This is a genomic window from Paenibacillus sp. FSL L8-0638, assembly GCF_038593075.1.
GTDB lineage: Bacteria > Bacillota > Bacilli > Paenibacillales > Paenibacillaceae > Paenibacillus > Paenibacillus polymyxa_D.
Map to the genome: position 1 here is coordinate 2,836,827 of NZ_CP151960.1, position 18,423 is coordinate 2,855,249.

At 40.5% G+C, this 18,423-nt stretch carries 15 protein-coding genes and 1 riboswitch; of the genes, 9 read left to right on the forward strand and 6 right to left on the reverse strand.

What is annotated here, in order from left to right; all coding sequences use genetic code 11:
• Window positions 1-761 precede the first annotated feature (761 nt).
• Window positions 762-1,655, reverse strand: coding sequence for a LysR family transcriptional regulator (locus tag MKY35_RS12280; protein WP_342446517.1), 894 nt, complete (start codon window positions 1,653-1,655; stop codon window positions 762-764).
• A gap of 346 nt (window positions 1,656-2,001) precedes the next feature.
• Here MKY35_RS12280 and MKY35_RS12285 point away from each other — a divergent pair, with 346 nt between their 5' ends.
• From MKY35_RS12285 to MKY35_RS12295, 3 genes are all read left to right on the forward strand, one after another.
• The gene (locus MKY35_RS12285; RefSeq protein WP_023988632.1) at window positions 2,002-2,442 is read left to right on the forward strand and encodes a DMT family transporter; all 441 of its coding nucleotides are present in this window, start codon (window positions 2,002-2,004) and stop codon (window positions 2,440-2,442) included.
• 21 nt (window positions 2,443-2,463) lie between these two features.
• A complete protein-coding gene (locus MKY35_RS12290) occupies window positions 2,464-3,909 on the forward strand; it encodes a glycoside hydrolase family 1 protein (protein WP_342446518.1) in 1,446 nt (481 codons plus the stop codon).
• Window positions 3,910-4,014: 105 nt separating this feature from the next.
• On the forward strand, window positions 4,015-5,862 hold the full coding sequence (locus MKY35_RS12295) for a beta-glucoside-specific PTS transporter subunit IIABC (RefSeq protein WP_342446519.1): 1,848 nt from the start codon (window positions 4,015-4,017) through the stop codon (window positions 5,860-5,862).
• A gap of 225 nt (window positions 5,863-6,087) precedes the next feature.
• Here MKY35_RS12295 and MKY35_RS12300 read toward each other — a convergent pair whose 3' ends face one another.
• Window positions 6,088-7,002, reverse strand: a complete 915-nt coding sequence (locus MKY35_RS12300; RefSeq protein ID WP_342446520.1) for a dihydrodipicolinate synthase family protein — start codon at window positions 7,000-7,002, stop codon at window positions 6,088-6,090.
• A gap of 218 nt (window positions 7,003-7,220) precedes the next feature.
• A complete protein-coding gene (locus MKY35_RS12305; RefSeq protein WP_342446521.1) occupies window positions 7,221-7,865 on the reverse strand; it encodes a YitT family protein in 645 nt (214 codons plus the stop codon).
• A gap of 114 nt (window positions 7,866-7,979) precedes the next feature.
• On the opposite strand from MKY35_RS12305, the gene MKY35_RS12310 reads away from it, so the two are divergent.
• From MKY35_RS12310 to MKY35_RS12325, 4 genes are all read left to right on the forward strand, one after another.
• Window positions 7,980-8,432, forward strand: coding sequence for a MarR family transcriptional regulator (locus MKY35_RS12310; RefSeq protein ID WP_029515334.1), 453 nt, complete (start codon window positions 7,980-7,982; stop codon window positions 8,430-8,432).
• Window positions 8,433-8,458: 26 nt separating this feature from the next.
• Window positions 8,459-8,977 carry a GNAT family N-acetyltransferase gene (locus MKY35_RS12315; RefSeq protein WP_342446522.1) on the forward strand — a complete coding sequence of 173 codons (519 nt, stop codon included), beginning with the start codon at window positions 8,459-8,461 and terminating at the stop codon, window positions 8,975-8,977.
• 84 nt (window positions 8,978-9,061) lie between these two features.
• Window positions 9,062-9,158: riboswitch (guanidine-I (ykkC/yxkD leader) on the forward strand.
• Window positions 9,159-9,253: 95 nt separating this feature from the next.
• Entirely contained in the window at window positions 9,254-9,595 is a 342-nt protein-coding gene (locus MKY35_RS12320; RefSeq protein ID WP_342446523.1) for an SMR family transporter, read from the forward strand.
• 3 nt (window positions 9,596-9,598) lie between these two features.
• The gene (locus MKY35_RS12325) at window positions 9,599-9,913 is read left to right on the forward strand and encodes a multidrug efflux SMR transporter (protein WP_023988641.1); all 315 of its coding nucleotides are present in this window, start codon (window positions 9,599-9,601) and stop codon (window positions 9,911-9,913) included.
• 172 nt (window positions 9,914-10,085) lie between these two features.
• Here MKY35_RS12325 and MKY35_RS12330 read toward each other — a convergent pair whose 3' ends face one another.
• The gene (locus tag MKY35_RS12330) at window positions 10,086-11,627 is read right to left on the reverse strand and encodes a helix-turn-helix domain-containing protein (protein ID WP_342446524.1); all 1,542 of its coding nucleotides are present in this window, start codon (window positions 11,625-11,627) and stop codon (window positions 10,086-10,088) included.
• A 124-nt stretch (window positions 11,628-11,751) separates the two neighbouring features.
• Here MKY35_RS12330 and MKY35_RS12335 point away from each other — a divergent pair, with 124 nt between their 5' ends.
• A complete protein-coding gene (locus MKY35_RS12335) occupies window positions 11,752-12,369 on the forward strand; it encodes a hypothetical protein (protein ID WP_342446525.1) in 618 nt (205 codons plus the stop codon).
• A 223-nt stretch (window positions 12,370-12,592) separates the two neighbouring features.
• On the opposite strand, the gene MKY35_RS12340 is transcribed toward MKY35_RS12335, so the two are convergent.
• Complete coding sequence (locus MKY35_RS12340) at window positions 12,593-13,498, reverse strand: LysR family transcriptional regulator (RefSeq protein ID WP_342446526.1); 906 nt, start codon at window positions 13,496-13,498, stop codon at window positions 12,593-12,595.
• A 136-nt stretch (window positions 13,499-13,634) separates the two neighbouring features.
• On the opposite strand from MKY35_RS12340, the gene MKY35_RS12345 reads away from it, so the two are divergent.
• Complete coding sequence (locus MKY35_RS12345; protein WP_342446527.1) at window positions 13,635-14,783, forward strand: epoxide hydrolase family protein; 1,149 nt, start codon at window positions 13,635-13,637, stop codon at window positions 14,781-14,783.
• A gap of 328 nt (window positions 14,784-15,111) precedes the next feature.
• Here MKY35_RS12345 and MKY35_RS12350 read toward each other — a convergent pair whose 3' ends face one another.
• Window positions 15,112-17,958, reverse strand: a complete 2,847-nt coding sequence (locus tag MKY35_RS12350; protein WP_342446528.1) for an alpha-amylase family glycosyl hydrolase — start codon at window positions 17,956-17,958, stop codon at window positions 15,112-15,114.
• Window positions 17,959-18,423: the final 465 nt, after the last annotated feature.

Consider the following 18,423-nt stretch of genomic DNA (forward strand, 5'->3'; position numbering starts at 1 on the left):
TAACAGACCCCATGAAGCAGGAGGGATGTCATTGAAAGCCTTATTTGAGAAGGGAAAAAATTACTGGAGTCATAAACTGGAATCTGAGGATCATATCATCTGCCTGCCATACACCAACCATGTATCCAGGGATACAGCTGGAACGAGTATACGTTTGAAACCAAGGTAGAGGGCCATACGACTCCATATCGTAGAAGGTTGGACGTATCATAAACTCATGAAGAAGTTTGTGCTCGCAGATCAAATTGGTTACAAGAATGGATCAGAATAATATGACATCATGGTTACCTAAAGTAAACATCCCGACAAAATAGATACTCCAATGCAATATTCAGTCACCCATCGGGATACGGGTGGTGCTTTCCATATGCCAATAGTTAACAGCCGAAGGGCACTGCGCTTGGTACGTCATGTCGGAACGAGGAGATTGATTCAAAAAAATAGGTTGGTAGATTTGAGCTTTGAGTTAATAAAAAAATGTCGGAGGACAAAAGTATGTTGCATTAGGAGCCGCCTAAATGACGGCTTTTTTTGTTTTAAGAAATCAAGTTCTTGCTCCGAGCCAAGGACAAGAACTTGATTATTCCATTGCCGATTAGATAGCAACCTATTTAATGCTCACTATACCAACCATCCAGTTGTCGCAGGAGCAGACGACCTCATTCTGGAGCGGTTGAAGCGAGGTTCGTTGACTGTCAAATAAGAAGCCTTTAGTGAGCTTTTTTTAGACAATTCTTTAATAAATAACCCAATTTATAAATTTATACTGTGCAGCTTTGAAAAAGCTCAATAAACTTCTGAGCTGCTGAAGAAAGGGGCAAGTCTTTTTTGATAGCAATACTTAAAAATCTTTTAGGTATGATTTCTTGGATGGGCACTATGAATAGCCGTTGTTGATCCAAATCGCTGCGAACAAAATCCTCGATTACACACGATATGCCCAAGCCTTTTTTAGCAAACTCAATTAACAGTTCCATGGTACTCAATTCTACTTTAGGTATTACTTTTAAGCCATATGAAGTGAAAAAGTTGTCAATATATTTTCTTGTATTAAGTCCTTTCTGCATGAGAATGATCGGGTAATTTACTACTAGTTCTTTTAAGAATATTGGTTTATCACATATTTCTTTAAATCTCTCACCTACTACAAAACAATCTTGTATTTCTATTTTTCCAATCACCGTCAGAGAATCTCTGCTTCCGTTCAGATTGATGATTCCTATGTCAACTTCGCCTGACTCTAGCTGCTTAATTGTAGAATGAGTAGATTGATCTTTGATATAAATCTCGATATTAGGGTAAGCCAAGGAGAATGTCTCTAGGTATTGCATCAAAAAGTTACTACAAGCTGTTGTGCTTACGGCTATTCTTAGTTGGCCAGCATCTAAATTCCTTAATTCCAAAAATTTTCTTTCAGCCGCCTGTAATAACTCATAGCTTTGTTCTACATATTGAAATAATATCTCTCCTTCCGTAGTAAGGGACACTCCTTGTGCTCTTCTATGGAACAATTGTCCACCTAGCTTATTTTCAAGTAGTTTTATGGACTGACTAACTGCCGATTGTGATGTAAACAGTTCCTTTGCCGCATTAGACATACTTCCAGCTTTTACTGTGATATAGAAGATCTTATAGAGTTCATAATTAATATCCATATAAGTATTTAGTATACCTCCTATATTTATTATTAATTTTACTTATTATACTGCGTGAATTATACTCGGGTTGTCAATGATTAATCGATAAATTGAGAAGGTTACCAATCTAGAATTCCCATATTTAAGTTATATTATTGACTCATCTGTAGGGGATATTCAATCTTCAGAATTTGAGAGGAGATAATACTGTGAGGCGGGATTACTTTTGCAATGGACACACTGGAAACCGTTCTTTTGGTATTTTCTTTTCTCGTGGTTCTAAAATCGGATAAACGATTTATTGAAGCACTTCGTTCAATTTCAGATTGGCTAATTGATCAAAGTAAGAGAAAGGGGAAAATACATGGCTATCATATTCATAATTTTCGCATTATTGGCAGGAATGGCCTTGCCTACACAATTTAGTGTTAATGCGCAGCTAAGGACGGTGGTGGGATCACCTATTGTTGCTTCGGCCATTTCTTTTACAGTAGGTGCCATCTCATTAATAATCATATCTTTTTTTGTAAAAGGATCGTTGTTCAAAAAAGAATGGTTTGAAGCTCCCTGGTGGATGTGGACAGGAGGACTACTGGGTGCTTTCTATGTATTGGCGACAACCATTCTCATGCCCAGAATAGGAGTAGCAGCTACGGTTGGATACGTTTTAGCTGGACAAATAATCGTGTCGGTGATCATTGATCATTTTGGATTAATTGGTGCTAGTATGCACACTTTGAATATTCCTCGATTATTGGGAGCTCTTTTGGTTATTGCAGGAGTCTTTATCGTACAAAAATTTTAAATACATTTGGGGGAAACGTACATGAGCAAAATAAGAAAAGACTTTCTGTGGGGAGGAGCTATTGCTGCTAACCAAGCAGAAGGTGCACATCGCAGGGATGGAAGAGGGTTAAGTACCGCTGATATTCAGCCGTTTATTCCAGGAGCTGATCCTATTGATCTACATTTTAATAACATGGATTCAGAAACATACGAAAAATACAAACATGGGACATACTATTTCCCTAAGCGTCAAGGAGTACATTTCTACGAACGATACCGTGAGTATGTCGATGCGTTAGCTGACATGCATGTAAAAACATTGCGGTTGTCTATTTCTTGGAGCAGGATTTTTCCAAATGGAGATGATACCGTTCCAAACGAGCAGGGTTTAACCTTCTATGATCGATTATTTGAGTACATGAAAGAAAAAAATATTGAGCCGATCGTCACGATTTTCCATTATGAAATGCCTTTAAATTTGGTTGAGCAATATGGCGGTTGGACAAACCCGAAACTGATTGATTTCTTCGTGAAGTATGGGCAAACCGTCCTGCAAAGATATCACCAAATCGTTAAATATTGGATCATTATCAATCAAATTAACCTTGTCCACAAAGAGGCATTTGCCTCCCTTGGCATACTGAAAGATAAAGTTGATCATTACGAGCAATCTCAGTTTCAAGCGGTTCATCACCAATTCGTTGCTTCTGCAAAGATTACTGAGTTTGGCCACAAGCTAAATCCATCCCTTCAAATGGGAATGATGTTGGCCGATACATTAACCGCCCCTTATTCATGTGAACCTGCAGATGTCGAACTGAATTTCAGACGGAATCGAATGCAATATTTCTACAGCGATGTTCTGATTCGAGGCGAGTATCCAGAATATGCATTGACGTATTTCGAAGACCATGACATCCAGCTGGAAATTACGGAATCGGAGAAAGAGTTGCTTCGGAACAATACAGCCGATTTCCTTGCAGTCTCTTATTACTGGTCAAATACTGTTAAAGCTAGTGAGAATACGATGGACCCTAATTCTACCGTCAAAAATCCCCATTTGAAAGCGAATCGCTGGGGCTGGTCCATTAATGCTTCAGGATTATATCTCTGCATGTCTAAATATTGGGACAGGTATCATGTTCCCATGATGGTGGCTGAAAATGGTCTTGGATTTAAAGATGTTTTAACAGCGGACAACAAAGTTCATGACGATTATCGCATCGAATACCACCAGGAGCATATTGCTGCGCTGAAAGAGGCAATACGTGAAGGGGCAGATGTTTTTGCCTATTGCACGTGGGCCCCTTTCGACATCATCAGCGCAGGTACTGCCGAAATGAGCAAAAGATATGGCTTTATTTATGTGGACTATGATGATGAAGGTAACGGAAGTGGACAATTCCATTTTAAAGATAGTTTTTACTGGTATAAGCAAGTTATTGATTCAAACGGCGAGGATCTTCATAGAACCACCAACGATTAGGATGAGAATGACTGAATGATTAAGGCACCCCCGGATCATTTTGTATCGTGTCAGTTATACGGTATGTGGAAAATGGTCCGGGCATTTATAATAGGGGGGACAACTATGAGTTATCAAAAGTTGGTAAAGGATATTCTGGATGGTGTAGGAGGGAAAGAGAACGTCAATGCGGTTTGGCATTGTGCTACAAGATTGCGTTTCAAATTAAATAATGCCAGTGCTGCGGATACCAAAAAGATTGAAAACACAGATGGGGTCATTACTGTCGTCAATAGTGCTGGACAGTATCAGGTGGTTGTTGGTAATTCCGTTGCTCAAGTCTATGATGCACTAACATCATTACCTGGAATGACAGTACATGCTTCTAGCAACAATGAAAGCGCTTTAGAAAGAGGAACTGGGAAATTTAATCCTGTCAGTCAGTTGATGGATTTTGTTTCGGCCGTATTTACGCCATTTCTGGGAGCCTTGGCTGGATCCGGAATTTTGAAAGGCATTCTGGCTTTATTTACAACAATGAACTGGATATCGACCGACAGTGGTGCGTATAAAATATGGAATGCAGCAAGTGATGCCATTTTCTACTTCTTGCCGATTTTCTTGGCATTTACTGCGGCCAAAAAGCTGAAAGTCAATCCATTCGTAGCCGTTTCGTTAGCTGGTGCACTCATTCATCCGTCTTTAGTAGAGATCGTATCCAATTCACAAACGATTGATTTCTTTGGCATACCGATCATACCAATTACGTATACGGCGTCTGTGTTTCCCATTCTGTTGTCGATTTGGGGCCTCTCTTACTTGGAACCTTTGTTGAACAAATTCTTTCCGGAATCAATTCGTAATATGCTAACCCCTCTGGTTTCTCTAGTGATCATGTTGCCTCTAACTTTGGCTGTTATCGGCCCTCTAGGCACAAAGATCAGTGACCTGTTCGCCATGGTATTGTTAGCTATCTTTGGTTTCTCCCCATTACTTGCTGGGTTGGTTTTAGGAGCGTTCCATCAGTCGATTGTCATTTTCGGAGTCCATTGGGCGCTGATTACGCTGATGATAAACAATGTCGCTAATCAAGGATACGACCAATGGTTGCCGATTGTATGTGCAGCCGTACTTTCTCAAGCAGGTGCTGCTCTAGGCGTATTTTTGAAAACCAAGGATGCCAAAATCAAAGGCCTATCGGGTTCTGCAGCAATCACAGCCATTTTTGGTATCACTGAACCGGCAATTTACGGCGTAACCCTTAAATTAAAGCGTCCATTCTACTGTGCAATGATCGCTGCTGGTATTGGATCGTTTGAAGTACATGCATCCACATTTACATTTCCTAGCTTGTTGGCTATTCCAACTTATTTAGGCCAAGGTTTCATTGGAGAAGTCATCGGATTGATTATTGCATTCTTCGGAGCCGTCATTTTAACTTATTTCTTCGGTGTTTCGAATAAGAGTGTGACGAATTTGAGTGATCAAGCAAATCCAAACGAGGTTGTGGTACCTGTGAATGGCCAAATTGTTCCTTTAAGCAGTGTAAGCGATGAGGTGTTTGCTTCTGAAGCGATGGGTAAAGGAGCAGGGATTGTTCCAATTAGAGGAATTGTTACAGCTCCGGTAAACGGAACGGTAAGCAGCGTGTACAAAACCGGGCATGCGATTGGCATTGTATCTGATTCCGGTATAGAACTTTTGATTCATATCGGTATTAATACTGTGAAATTAAAGGGACAACACTTTAAACCATTGGTTAAGGAAAATGACAGAATTGGCATTGATGACAAATTAGTTGAGTTTGACTTGGAGAAAATTAAGGCTGCGGGTTATGATCCTACGGTAATGGTTATTGTTACGAATTCATTTAATTATGATCAAGTGCATGTAAATCTGGAGGATCCAAATTCAAAACAGTTATTACATGTGATTCCTGCAAAACCTAGCGTTTCATCTTCAAATTTGGTTTAACACAGGACAGCATGAATTTGATCATGGAAATAAATTAAAAAAACGTATTAAAGCCAGCTATAGCTATTATAGCTGGCTTTTTTTAGTAGATAGTTCTGTTGTTAACGAAGAAAAGGATTAAGATATTACGAATGCTTGGGCAGTTCAGCCTCTGTTGTTCCTCCAACACTCATAACGAAAAATTTTACTGCAAACGTGCTTAGTAGTCCCCCCTTCGAAAAGGTATTAGCCGAATGGTGAACAGAATGTTTCTGTGGACTGAAGATCCTTTAGTATGAATTTCAAGTGTTCTCTAGCTGATTGATTCAATGGTTGTAAGGGTAAAGGAAGACTGGGACTTGAGATCAAACCAATTATTTCTGCTGCTGCTGAAACAACACGAAGGCTACCATATTGATGAAATAACGTCCAAATCGGTTCAAGTTGCGCCGAGAGTTGTTTCGCTTCTTCAGCAAAACCGGACTGGGCCAAACGGGTCATTTTTAGGCACGCCCTTGGAAACAAACCACCAAGAACTGAGTACCATACTTCACAGCCTGCATCCAAGCCAGTGACTGCGTATGAGTCTCCACTTACTCCTATAGTTACATGGGGAGGAATGGCCGTTCGCAGTTTTCTAATGTGTGCCTTGGCTGCTTCAGGATCAGAAGGCACTCCAGGAATCTTGATAGAACGAACGTTAGACAGCTCGGCAATCCGACTGTGCAACTCATCACTGAAATGAAAATGCGAGGTACTCGGATTATCATATACACAAAGTGGAATGGAGAGTGAACTCGTCACCTGTTCATAGAGTAAAAATACTTCTTCATTCGTTAGTGTTTGATAGGAGACAGGGGCTAGCAACACTGCGCTTGCTCCTGCTCTTTGTGCATCTTCCGCTAATCGAAGTACTTCAGAAGTACGAATCGCACTTATACTTGTCATCACGGGAATCCCCTCAGATGAATGGACAGCAAGTCGAAGCACACGTAAACGTTCTTCTCGATTAAGATATGCATAATTTCCAGTTGAACCCAATGCACCAATTAAGTCTACACCAGCTGCAACTAATCGTTGAATTAGTGTCACAAATGCTTTTTCATTAATACCTGTCTCGTTAACTGGGGTGAGTGGAAAAGCAGATAATCCACAGAACATAAAGCTACACTCCTTTATTAATTGACCTTCAAAATACAAACACATTATAAAAATGAATTAGACACAATTAAAGTACCAATTGAGAGACAAATAACAGTACCAATTCTTCTAGACAAACTTAAGATCGAAACAAAGAGATATGAGCATCAAGCTTCAGTCTCAACTTGGATATTACATCTTTTAACAGATTAGGTTAGTTGAGAAAGATAAAAGGCATTCTATATAGAATGCCTTTTATCTTTCTCATGATTTAGTGATGTAGCAGAGTGTGTTAATATGCGGTCAAGTATTTTTTTAGTAAATGGCATAAAGTAATTGAGTATTAGCCCCCCTAAACAAACGGTTAACAAGGTTCCAATGCCAATGGGTCCGTTTAAAAGGACTGCTATGATCAAGAATATAAGGTAGATGGATGTTCTCGAAAAAAATAGATTTGTTTTAGTTAATTCCTTTATGATTAATGTTAATCGATCAACTGGAATGGGCGCAAAATTTGTCTGTAAATATGTTGCAGTTCCTAATCCTACAACAACTAAACCAATTCCAAAACAAACAACTTTGCTGTACCATAGTTCAGGTGTTATCAAATTGTGCAGTAAAAAAAGCCACATATCAATACCAATACCCGTTATAAATGCTGTTAACAACCCCAAAACTTCTGGTGTTTGTCTTTTTAAAAGCGAATTACAACCTATCAATATTATAGCTATTATGATTTCCCAACTTCCCACAGTAAGCCCCACATTTATAGACAGTCCTACTAAAAGTGCATCAAAAGGTGAAACCCCAAGGTCTGATTGTATAGTGAACGAAATTCCAAGGGATAATATAAAAATTCCTAATACGAAAAAAATATATTTCAATTTACTCGACCTCTTTAATATAATTTTATGTTGCAAATGCAATAAAAATAAGGTAAATTCAATATATATCATTTTTATTGCATTTGCAACAAAACAGGGGTAAAGGAGTCCATTATGAAGGAAGTACTTCGTGAAATTGGAATGATCGCAAGAGCATTAGATTCTATAAGCAATATCGAATTCAAAGAATATGACCTTACAAAAGGACAATATTTATACCTTGTACGAATATGTGAAAACCCAGGAATCATTCAAGAAAAGTTAGCTGAGATGATAAAAGTAGATCGAACAACCGCATCTCGTGCTATAAAAAAACTTGTTATTAACGGATTTATTGAAAAGGAAGAGGATCAGCATAACAAAAAAATCAATAAACTCTTTCCAACAGAAAAAGGGAATAAAGTCTATCCTTTTATAAAAAGAGAACATGATTATTCGGATAATGTTGCATTAGCGGGATTTTCGGAAAGTGAAGTAAACACCATTTTTAATCTTCTTCAAAGAGTAAGAAAAAATATAGGTGATGAATGGGAATTTGTAAAAAAAGGGAACAAGAGAAATTATTGATTTACATGAAGGAGCGATAATTTAAAGTGACTGTAAAAATAATAAAGTGCAGCCGTGAAGATTTACAAATTCTCCAAGAAATAAGTATTGAAACATTCAACGATACTTTTAAGGATCTGAATTCACCTGAAAATATGAAGGCCTATCTGGAAAGAGCATTTAACTTTAAACAGTTGGAGGAGGAATTGTCCAACGTCTCTTCAGAATTCTTTTTCATCTATTTCAATGAAGAACTTGCTGGATATTTAAAGGTAAATATAAATGAGGCCCAATCCGAAAAAATGGGTGGTGAGTCGCTCGAAATAGAGAGGATTTATATAAAAAACAACTCTCAAAAACATGGGCTTGGTAAATATCTGCTAAATAAAGCTATGGAAATTGCGATGAAACATAATAAAAAGAAAATCTGGCTTGGTGTATGGGAAAAAAATGAAAACGCCATTGCTTTTTATAAGAAAATGGGGTTTGTTCAAACTGGCGTACACTCTTTTTATATGGGTGATGAAGAACAAATTGATTTCATAATGACCAAAACAATGATATAAGTTTAGGATGATACACGAATTCTTATTATTCTTTATATTGTAATGGATTCACTACTGTGTATAACGTTAACTAAAATTGAATTCAAAAATGTTTTCTAGGGTTCCGCGATAATATCGGCTGGTCCGAGAGAAAACTCACAGTCGTCGTACTGTGCCACGGAGGGATAAAAGCCTGGGAGAAAAACTGCTGTATGCAGTATTCTCTCAGGCTTTTTTTTATTGCTGCTATAAATCCATACTACATTTGCAGCATTATCTAAAAGGAGGAAGCACAGAATGAACAAGACATGGTTATCTGTTGTAGTTGCGGCATTATTCGAAGTTGGATGGGTCATCGGCCTGAAACATGCCAGCGGCTGGTTAGAGTGGGGGGGCACTTTAGTTGCCATTTTAGTAAGTTTCATACTCATGATTATGGCTTCCCGTACGCTTCCGGTAGGTACGGTGTATGCAGTATTTGTCGGGTTGGGAACGGCCGGCACTGTATCAGCAGAAATTTTGTTGTTTGGTGCTGAGGTACAGGGATCTAAATTGTTGCTAATCGGGGTGCTTCTGCTCGGAGTTGTAGGACTCAAAATACAGAGTAAAGAGAAGAAACAAGGAAAAGAGGTGCACTGACGTATGAACTGGGTATTTCTTATTTTGGCAGGCGTATTTGAGATGATGGGAGTTCTCATGATTAATAAGCTCCATAAAGACCGGAATTTCCTGTCTGCTTTTTACTTGCTTGCAGGCTTTGGATTGAGCTTTTTGTTTCTATCCCTGGCCATGGAAACACTACCAATGGGAACGGCCTACGCTGTCTGGACCGGTATTGGAGCTTCTGGCGGAGCCATATTGGGCATGATCTTCTACAGTGAACCGCGTAATACCGCGAGAATTCTGTTCATCGCGATGGTACTCGGTTCAGCAGTTGGCCTAAAGCTGGTAAGCTGAATAATGATGGAATTAGAAAAACTGCTGCTCATCTTAGAACAGCAGCGAACTATTCTGAAGGCTTATGGGCTATCAATAAATTTTAAAAAATAGCTAGAAAAGACCAGCGTGCAGACAAAGTATCGATAAGAAATTTTGTCTGCATGTTTTTTTGCATTTTTTTAGCCTTCTATCACTGATCTTGAGGATCGCCGCGTTGTGTTTTCAGTTTTAGAAAATGAAGAGTCATTTGAAGCTTCAGGTGAATATCACCATCGCTTAGATCAATCTCGAAAAGTTTACGTATCCTGTTGATTCGATAGAACAAAGTATTTCTATGAATAAAAAGTGTTTTAGCAGCAAGATTTGGAGTGTCCACATATTGAAGATAGGCTTCAAGGGTGGGCAGTAAACTTGTTTTGTGGCCATTGTCATAAGCAATTAACTTTTGGATAACTGGATGGCAGAAGTCAGCGAGATCGTTCTGTTCCGATATGATCTTTCCAATATGCTCGCAGAGATAGTCCTCATACATATACACTGGCTTGTTTGAATTAAGTTGGAAAGCAATCTCGACGGCGGTTAGGCATTGCTTATAATATTTTCGCAAAAAAGTTAAATGACTAAAGCAGTCACTCAGCGAAGCAGTTAGACCGTTTACTTGGAGAAATTCCAGAAATCGTTTGTCTTCAGCAATGATTTTACAGGATGAATCAACGAGGGAAATGAGAAATACAATGCGTCCCTGATATACGATCCAGCGGCTATCCGGTAGCAATTGGATCATATGCTGTGCAACTAACTGAACTTTCCCGTCAAAAAAGTCGTTCTTCAGGTCTGTCAAGCTCATCACTCTCAGGTAAGGTGTAAGCGTCCATTCCAGATGAGCCAGTCGCATTGCGATGACATTAGCATCATTGAGCTCGCCTGTAAGCAGTTCGGAAAGCAAAAAGCTATGCATCATTCCTTGATTGCAATTATAAAAGTCCTTCTTTTGCAATTCTACCGAAACCAGCTCACAAAGAAATTGCACCAGTTCAAAATCAATATCTGTAAATTTACGATCCAGTTCCATAACACTGACCTGCGCAAATTCTATGCCATGTACGTACACCAAAGCTGTTATCCAACAGTCGTTGGTCTCGGGATCGCGTGAATAATAAGGAATAAGAGCCATACGGGTGAGTTCGTACAGATTGGATTTCTTCATGCTTTCAATATTACTGTCAAGAACATAACCTAAATTTCGCTGCTGTTCGATATCAGGTCGGTTGGGAATAGGTGCTTGACACATAGCGAGTAACTTATAGCCTGCATCGACAATGATGACCGGATTACCAAAAATGCGGGAGGCCTCGTTTGTCAAGTATTGCAAACCTTTGTTTGAGTAAAGTGCAGATATCAGAGTGTGCATATGCTCAATCAGCCGATTCTCATGAGCAAGTATAGATGAAATCTTTGCCGAAAGATCCAGCAGATCTAGTTCATTTGGCAGAAGGGTACGGTAAGTATAGGAGTCTACAAGTGCATCACAATCCTGAATGCAAAAAAGAGGAGTGTCTGTAGGAAAGTCCTTTGGCAAATCCGAAAGCTTGCCTATATAAGCGGTATCAGCCTGAAAAACGGAATTCAACCGCAGGATAGTAAATTCACTGATTTCTTTTGTTTGCATGGCCTCTTCGGGCAAGAAAAGATAACAGTCGCTAAGTTTTCTGATTATTTTTTGAATTTTCACGAGAGCTGCCTCCAGAAGCTTTTAATCCTTGTGCAATATTACAAAACATCGTCACTATATCGGACCATATTTAAATTCCAGCACATGGGATATACTTTTTTTATCCCATGATATTGCCTTCCGAATGATTGCCAAGAAGCAACGCGAAGAAAGAGGAATAACTACGGGTAAAGACCCGGATGAAAGAAGCTTTAAACAAAGAGTGGCTTCTCTTATAGCTGTAGGGGGGAGTGAGTGGGACACACTTGCACTGCCAATGCTCCATCTTTTCACGCTGCCGATGCAAATCAATGTTGTAGACAAAATGCCGGTCAATTGGGTTGGCTTGCCCGGATCAGTAGTCTTCAAAGAAAATGAACTGAACAGAGCTAGGCAATCTGGTCGTCATGTGGCTGAAACACTAATGAATCCGAATACGGAAGCGAAATATATTGGCGAATCTGGTTTATGCCCAATCTGTCATTCCAAACTCGTTGAAATCAGAAATCATGATGAAAATTATCCTGCAATATGCGGTATTTGCGGTGTAAAGGGCACTTTGGAGGTTGAACAAGGCAAAGTTAAATTCAATGTCGCGGAGGAAGATAGAGCGCATTCTCATGTTCTAATCTCCGGGAAATTCGAGCACGCGGATGAATTATATAAAGTTTCATTAAAACCTAATTCCAAGGCTGGCGAGTTGCCTGAAAGATTAAAAAAATACAAAAACTATTTATCTTATTCCAGACCTTCTCGTAAATGATATTCCAGATAAAGTGCTTATTCTTTTATTGAAAGGCTGAGAGCGAATTTGACTGGTAAGATGCTTGCTGAAGTGGGCATGGTTGGAGCTGTTCTAAACGGCGTCAGTTTTTCATCTTACGGCTCGGAATAAAAGGGGAACTAAGCAGTTACAAAAAGGACTTGGCCAACAACGACATATATGAGCTTTTAGATCAATGGAAGCAACAAAAAAAGGGTGGTGGTTATCTTGATCTTTCGAACTCGTTATCCGTTTCACGGATCGACTTTATGACAAGTTCAGAGAAAGCTTTCACTGTTGGAGATAGCCACTTTTTCTTTTTAATCAGCATATGAGAGTATATCGGATCGAATTTTTCGGAATGACTTACAATTTTAAGTTTTCCTCTATCCACGTCTTCTTTAACTGTAATATAAGGCAAAAAAGAAAATCCAAGCCCACTCATAACGGTTTGTTTAATCGCCTCTATACTCCATAACTCCATGGTTTGAAATGGATGAATATCATGCTTTACAAGATATCTTTCAAACATGGTCCGATAACTACAGCCTTCTTCATTCGTAATAAAAAAATGGTTGGTGTTCTCTCGTTTATATTCATCGAAATGGTCTGGGCCGTCATTGCTGCACACCAGGACAATGTTCTCCTGGGCCAAAGAATAATGAATGCATTTTTCCGGATGTATTTCCGGGTAGACCATTAAAGCCACATCTACACGTCCACTGATTAAATCAACCTGGTTTTGTTCACATGTACCGTTGATAAGGTTGAATTTGACATGAGGATATTTCAAAGAAAATTCCCTTATAATCGGACTTAATCTAGAAATCGTTAAAGACTCTGGTGCAGCCACCTTAATAACACCTTTAACTTCCTGGTTGCTTCGTATATTTCTAATCTGGTCATGAGTAGCCAGTAGATCTTCTGCCAGAGGTATTAATTCTCTCCCTAATGGAGTAAGTTTCAATTGCCTTCTTTCGTAAGTGAAAAGCTCCCCGCCAACCTCTTCTTCAAGCGACTGAATATGGGCAGTGATTGTGGACTGAGTGTATCCCAATTGCGATGCAGCCCCTGTATAACTTCCGATTTCGATAATCGTCTGAAATGTAATAAGGTGTCTAATTTCCATCGCTGTTCTCCTTAGTTTTATTTCTATCGATAAAAATGATAATGATTTTGAATATTTCAATTTTATTAATGAACAGATCCATCATACAATAGAATCCTTCTGATCGTAAATTAATCTACAAGGGAGGAAACAATGAATGGAACCGTTCAAAATTTCAATTCCAGACCAACAATTGCACGATCTATCTATCAGACTAAAACAGGTTCGATGGCCTTCAAGTTTCTCTATAGAACCATGGGCTCTGGGGACAGACTATTCCTTTTTGAAGGGATTAGTTGATTATTGGGGCTCGGAATACAACTGGCGTGAACAGGAAGCATGGTTAAACCGTTTCCCACAGTTTATTGAACATGTGGATGGCTTCGATATACACTTTGTGCACGTTCGAGGTGAAGGGACATCCGAACAACCACTGTTGCTGACACATGGGTGGCCAGGATCATTTGTAGAGATGTTAGAACTAATACCTTATCTAACAAACCCATCGCTATTTGGTGGACATGCTGAAGAGGCATTTGACGTTATTATTCCCTCTTTGCCAGGCTTTGCATTTTCGAGTAAACCTACACGACCGGGAGTGGGGTCCAAATACGTAGCCACGCTGTGGGCAAAACTTATGGATCGTTTGGGTTATGAAAGGTATTTGGTTCAGGGAGGGGATATTGGAGCAGGGGTATCAACATGGTTAGCATTCATGTACCCTGAACGGGTGAGGGGACTTCATCTCAATTATATTCCTGGAAGTTACAAGCCACCCCTCACTCCAAATACACCATCTGTTAGCGAAGAAGAGCAAGCTTACTTTGACATCGTAGCTGAGTGGTTGGAGCGAGAAGGTGCTTATAGCGCCCTTCATAGAACGAAGCCGGAAACCCTGGCTTTTGCACTAAGTGATTCCCCGACCGGTCTTGCCAGCTGGATCGTAGAAAAATTTCGAGGTTGGAGTGACTGTGACGGAGATATGAAGAGGTCTTTTTCACTTGATCATATCCTCACCAACATATCGATTTACTGGTTTACCAATTCGATTGCTTCTTCCATACGAATATATACTGAAGGTACTCAAATGCCACTGCATTTCACCGAAGGTCAGCGTGTTACTGTTCCAACAGGGGTTTCCTTATTTCCCAAGGAGCTGCCCACGCCTCCCCGAAGCTGGGCAGAACGCGTCTATAATATTACGTACTGGGAGAAAGCGAATAAAGGCGGTCATTTCGCCGCTATGGAAAATCCTAAATTGTTTGCCGACCATCTAAATCATTTTTTTCATTCATTAAGCGTCTGATAGCCTCTATCCTTCGGGGAGCAATGCAGGGGGGGATAAACAGCAACGGAATGGACAAGAGAGCAGGGTACGTGTGCTCACGCTTTATCAGTTCTAGGGGCGGGATAACCCGCTAATACTTGATGGTTGTTGGTCATTAAATATACGGAAGAACTTACGCACATAGAAGCTGTCGTTGGGGCATCTTGGTTCACTCCCATCCGTTAAAAATTTAGTTCAGAGCAATATCCTGACTCTCTCTCTTAGATATACTTTTTAATTGGAAGCAACCTTAGCACAGTGCAATACCGAACTGAGGTTGCTTCAGTTATCTAAGACATACTACCGTTTACTTCAGATAGGTTCCCGTTTCTCCAATTCCACCTCTACCATTCAATACATATACCCTTGCATTTCCTTTGCCGGAGCATGTTAGGGTAATCTTGCCATCAGTAACGGTTTTGGAATCACCGGTCACCGCATCCACATAGGTTCCGTTCGGAATTCCGGTAAACGTGGCGTTTCCTGAAATCGTGACCAATGCAAAGCTGTCAATGCCTTTGGCACTGTCGGTATATCTTCTCTTAAACGCCAGATTGCCCGACACATTCTCTGTGGAATACTGGCCTTTTTGCAAGGCGGGAACAGCTCTTCTGATTAAATTAAGCTGTCTGATATGTTTCGCCAGAGGATGGTTGAGCGATTCCGCAAGCGTGCCAGTAGCATTTGTGTATTTGCCGTAATCTTGTACCGTAACATTGCCTTCCACGTGATCACCGAAATATGCTCGTCCCGTTTTGCTTAGCGGTGCGTTTGGACCTGTATCAATGGTTGCCCCTTTTTGAAACTCGATTTCGGAGCCGTAGAAGATAGCGGGTATTCCGCGGAAGGTGAACATCAGATCGAGATTCTCGGCCCAAGTGTCCTGTGTGCCCGCGAATCTTTGATTTTCCGGAGCCTGGTCAGGAGCATAGTCATGCGAGTCGACATAGGTTACATTCCACGTAGCATCATTATAGTATTGGTCGCCACTTCTCATATTAAATGCTTCATGCGCGGTCTTGAATGCCCAATGCATTGGAAAATCAATCACATCCATGCCCGATTTCATCGAATAGTCAGGCGTGTGATAGGTATTTCCGTTTAAGAGAGCATTGTTCGAGGTTGGCTGTCCTGCTGTAGTAGAGTTGTCCGCCCACTCTTGTTCAACTGACGCTTTATTGGAGGCGTAGTCATTCTTTCCATCGCCCGGATACGATTTCGAGCTTTTCCAAGTATAGAATGGCGTCGAGATCGCCGGAATTCCACTGTTCCAAACATCTCTGTAACGTGTGGCTACTTCTCCAAAAATATAGAAATCCGAGCCGCCTCTTGTTTTCCAGGCAGGAATATAGTATTTATTGAAAATATACCGGCTCACATGCTTCACCGTATCGACACGGAAAGCGTCAACACCCATGTCTATATAATGATTGTAGGTATCAATTAAATATTTGTTAACTGCAGGGTTTTCCGTGTTCAAATCCACGCAATCTCCCGCTATCTGACCAGTTTGAACCGTATAGGATTCCCAGGAGAGACTTTTCTCTGTATGGTAAATGTTATTGTTCGTTCCCTCGTTCTTCATTAAAGCGAGCCTTGCCTGATACTGCTGATCGGGCGTCATAGTATCATAGTTTGGTGGCAGCTTATCCGTAGTTTTCACCAAGTTGTTAGCAGTATCCGGTTTAGCCGGATCTTTCTTGAACATGGGGTACAGATTCTCTTCACCGAAATTACCCGTATGATTGACGACGATGTCCTGAATAACCTTCAGCCCTTTGGCATGGGCTGCATTGATCAAATCCTGATAAGAAGCTCCCGCCGATTCATACCGTGGGTCTACTTTGGCAAAATTTAAAGCATGGTAACCATGGTAATCATAACCGCTGGCATTTTGCACAACAGGTGTAATCCAGATGGCGCTGAATCCGAGGGCTTTGATATAATCGAGCTTTTGAATCAGCCCCTTAAAGTCTCCTCTCCAAGCCGGGTCCGAATCTGGATTGCGCGCCTTTCCATCATCCCATGCGTGCACGTTGTTGCTCGGATCACCGTCATAGAACCGGGAAGTAATCACGAAATAGATGGTGTCTTCCCGAAAATCCTTCTTATTTCCAATATTATAAACAAAGCTCTGCTTGGTTTGATTACCAGCGCCGTCTATAACGAGAAATTTTAATGTCGTAGTCTTGGAGATAAGAATAGACGGTCCAGTCAATCCGGCCAGCGCGTTGCCGAGAATATAGACTTTTGAGCTTGTGGTTGGTTCTGTACCATCCTCCGTATAGTATGCCTTGGTCGTTGCCGCCTTGTTATCTTTCAGGTTAAAGGATACAGTCACCGAGGAATCAGAATGCCCGGCAGGCAAATTCGCTGTGATTGTCGGAGCTTGCAGATCTGCATTCAGGTCAATTACATAATCAAAAGAGGATGCATTTCCAGTTTGACCGATTGAGTTGATACCGAAGGCCTTAATGGTCAAAGAGGAAGCAACATGGATTGGAGAGGTATACAAGGTCGAGGATGTCGTAGGTGTCGAACCATCTATCGTATAGTAAATCTTATCGTCACTGTTGGTGCTGGAAAGCGTCACCGTTTGGGACGAATCATATGTTTTGGGTACAGGAGAGGCGGAAATCGCCGGGATTTTAGGCATTTCCGGGCTGGCATCATACCATGTGTTATCTGTGTAATACCAGCCCTCCTTCACACTGCGGGACAAGTCGGCCGTCTGTTTGCCGCTACTGTCATTGAAGATGAGGCTTGAGCCTGTGGCATCGGCAATGGTGTAGCTGTACCAGTCATTTCCATCCGACTTCATCAGGATTCCCGGCCACGCCCCGCTTATCGGAACGGTTGCCGGATTCAGATTCCAGTAATGGATTCGAATCGCTGAATTCCAGCTTGAAGGTTTCTTAAAGTGAACCGTTAACCCAGTTTGAGTTGATTTAGTTGTTGTGGTAGGTGCATACGTTGCGGTAACGGTAGACGTGATCGAAGCGGTTGGCGATGGAAGAGCAGTCGCTGTGGAATTCGTGTAGGTGGCTGTATAATCGTTGTTACTCGAAGCTACGCCGGGTAAGCCGAAGAAGTTGAAGCAAAGCGATAAAATAATCAACCAAGAAATAAAACTCCCAGTTTTTTTTCTTAGCAAGTTAACAACCTCCTGATATATTTAGTGGAATGGATTTTGCAACCGGTTGCATTAAAAGTAAAAAAAAGAAAGGCATTTATTTGGATAAAATAGATTCATTGATCGCCTCCTCCATGGTATGTAGGAAAATAAATCATTGTACGCGCTTACAAAAGAAAATATGAAAAAAACATCCACAGGGCACTATACCAATGATTTTTCCTTTTATGATTATATCAACCATACTTTTACTAGTCAATGCAATTGCAGGGACATTATTCAAATCTAAGAAAACCAGTTCGTAATTGAAGTCAACGTCCAAAAAGTCTTGAAGGCACAGTGAATAATAATGAGGGGAGAAAAAGGCGGTTGGAAATTTATCTTTAATATAAGCATTGACAAATTGTCAAATAAATGAAATCATGTCATTGAGCTCAATTATATGCAAACGATTGCCCATTTTGAAAGCGTATACATGTTGTTTTG

What these genes read in the sequence shown, in the direction of transcription:
- MKY35_RS12320 (WP_342446523.1), top strand. Translation starts at nt 9,254, where the DNA reads ATGAACAAGACATGGTTATCTGTTGTAGTTGCGGCATTATTCGAAGTT.
- MKY35_RS12325 (WP_023988641.1), top strand. Translation starts at nt 9,599, where the DNA reads ATGAACTGGGTATTTCTTATTTTGGCAGGCGTATTTGAGATGATGGGA.
- MKY35_RS12295 (WP_342446519.1), top strand. Translation starts at nt 4,015, where the DNA reads ATGAGTTATCAAAAGTTGGTAAAGGATATTCTGGATGGTGTAGGAGGG.
- MKY35_RS12310 (WP_029515334.1), top strand. Translation starts at nt 7,980, where the DNA reads ATGAAGGAAGTACTTCGTGAAATTGGAATGATCGCAAGAGCATTAGAT.
- MKY35_RS12340 (WP_342446526.1), bottom strand. Translation starts at nt 13,498, where the DNA reads ATGGAAATTAGACACCTTATTACATTTCAGACGATTATCGAAATCGGA.
- MKY35_RS12285 (WP_023988632.1), top strand. Translation starts at nt 2,002, where the DNA reads ATGGCTATCATATTCATAATTTTCGCATTATTGGCAGGAATGGCCTTG.
- MKY35_RS12300 (WP_342446520.1), bottom strand. Translation starts at nt 7,002, where the DNA reads ATGTTCTGTGGATTATCTGCTTTTCCACTCACCCCAGTTAACGAGACA.
- MKY35_RS12280 (WP_342446517.1), bottom strand. Translation starts at nt 1,655, where the DNA reads ATGGATATTAATTATGAACTCTATAAGATCTTCTATATCACAGTAAAA.
- MKY35_RS12345 (WP_342446527.1), top strand. Translation starts at nt 13,635, where the DNA reads ATGGAACCGTTCAAAATTTCAATTCCAGACCAACAATTGCACGATCTA.
- MKY35_RS12290 (WP_342446518.1), top strand. Translation starts at nt 2,464, where the DNA reads ATGAGCAAAATAAGAAAAGACTTTCTGTGGGGAGGAGCTATTGCTGCT.
- MKY35_RS12335 (WP_342446525.1), top strand. Translation starts at nt 11,752, where the DNA reads ATGATTGCCAAGAAGCAACGCGAAGAAAGAGGAATAACTACGGGTAAA.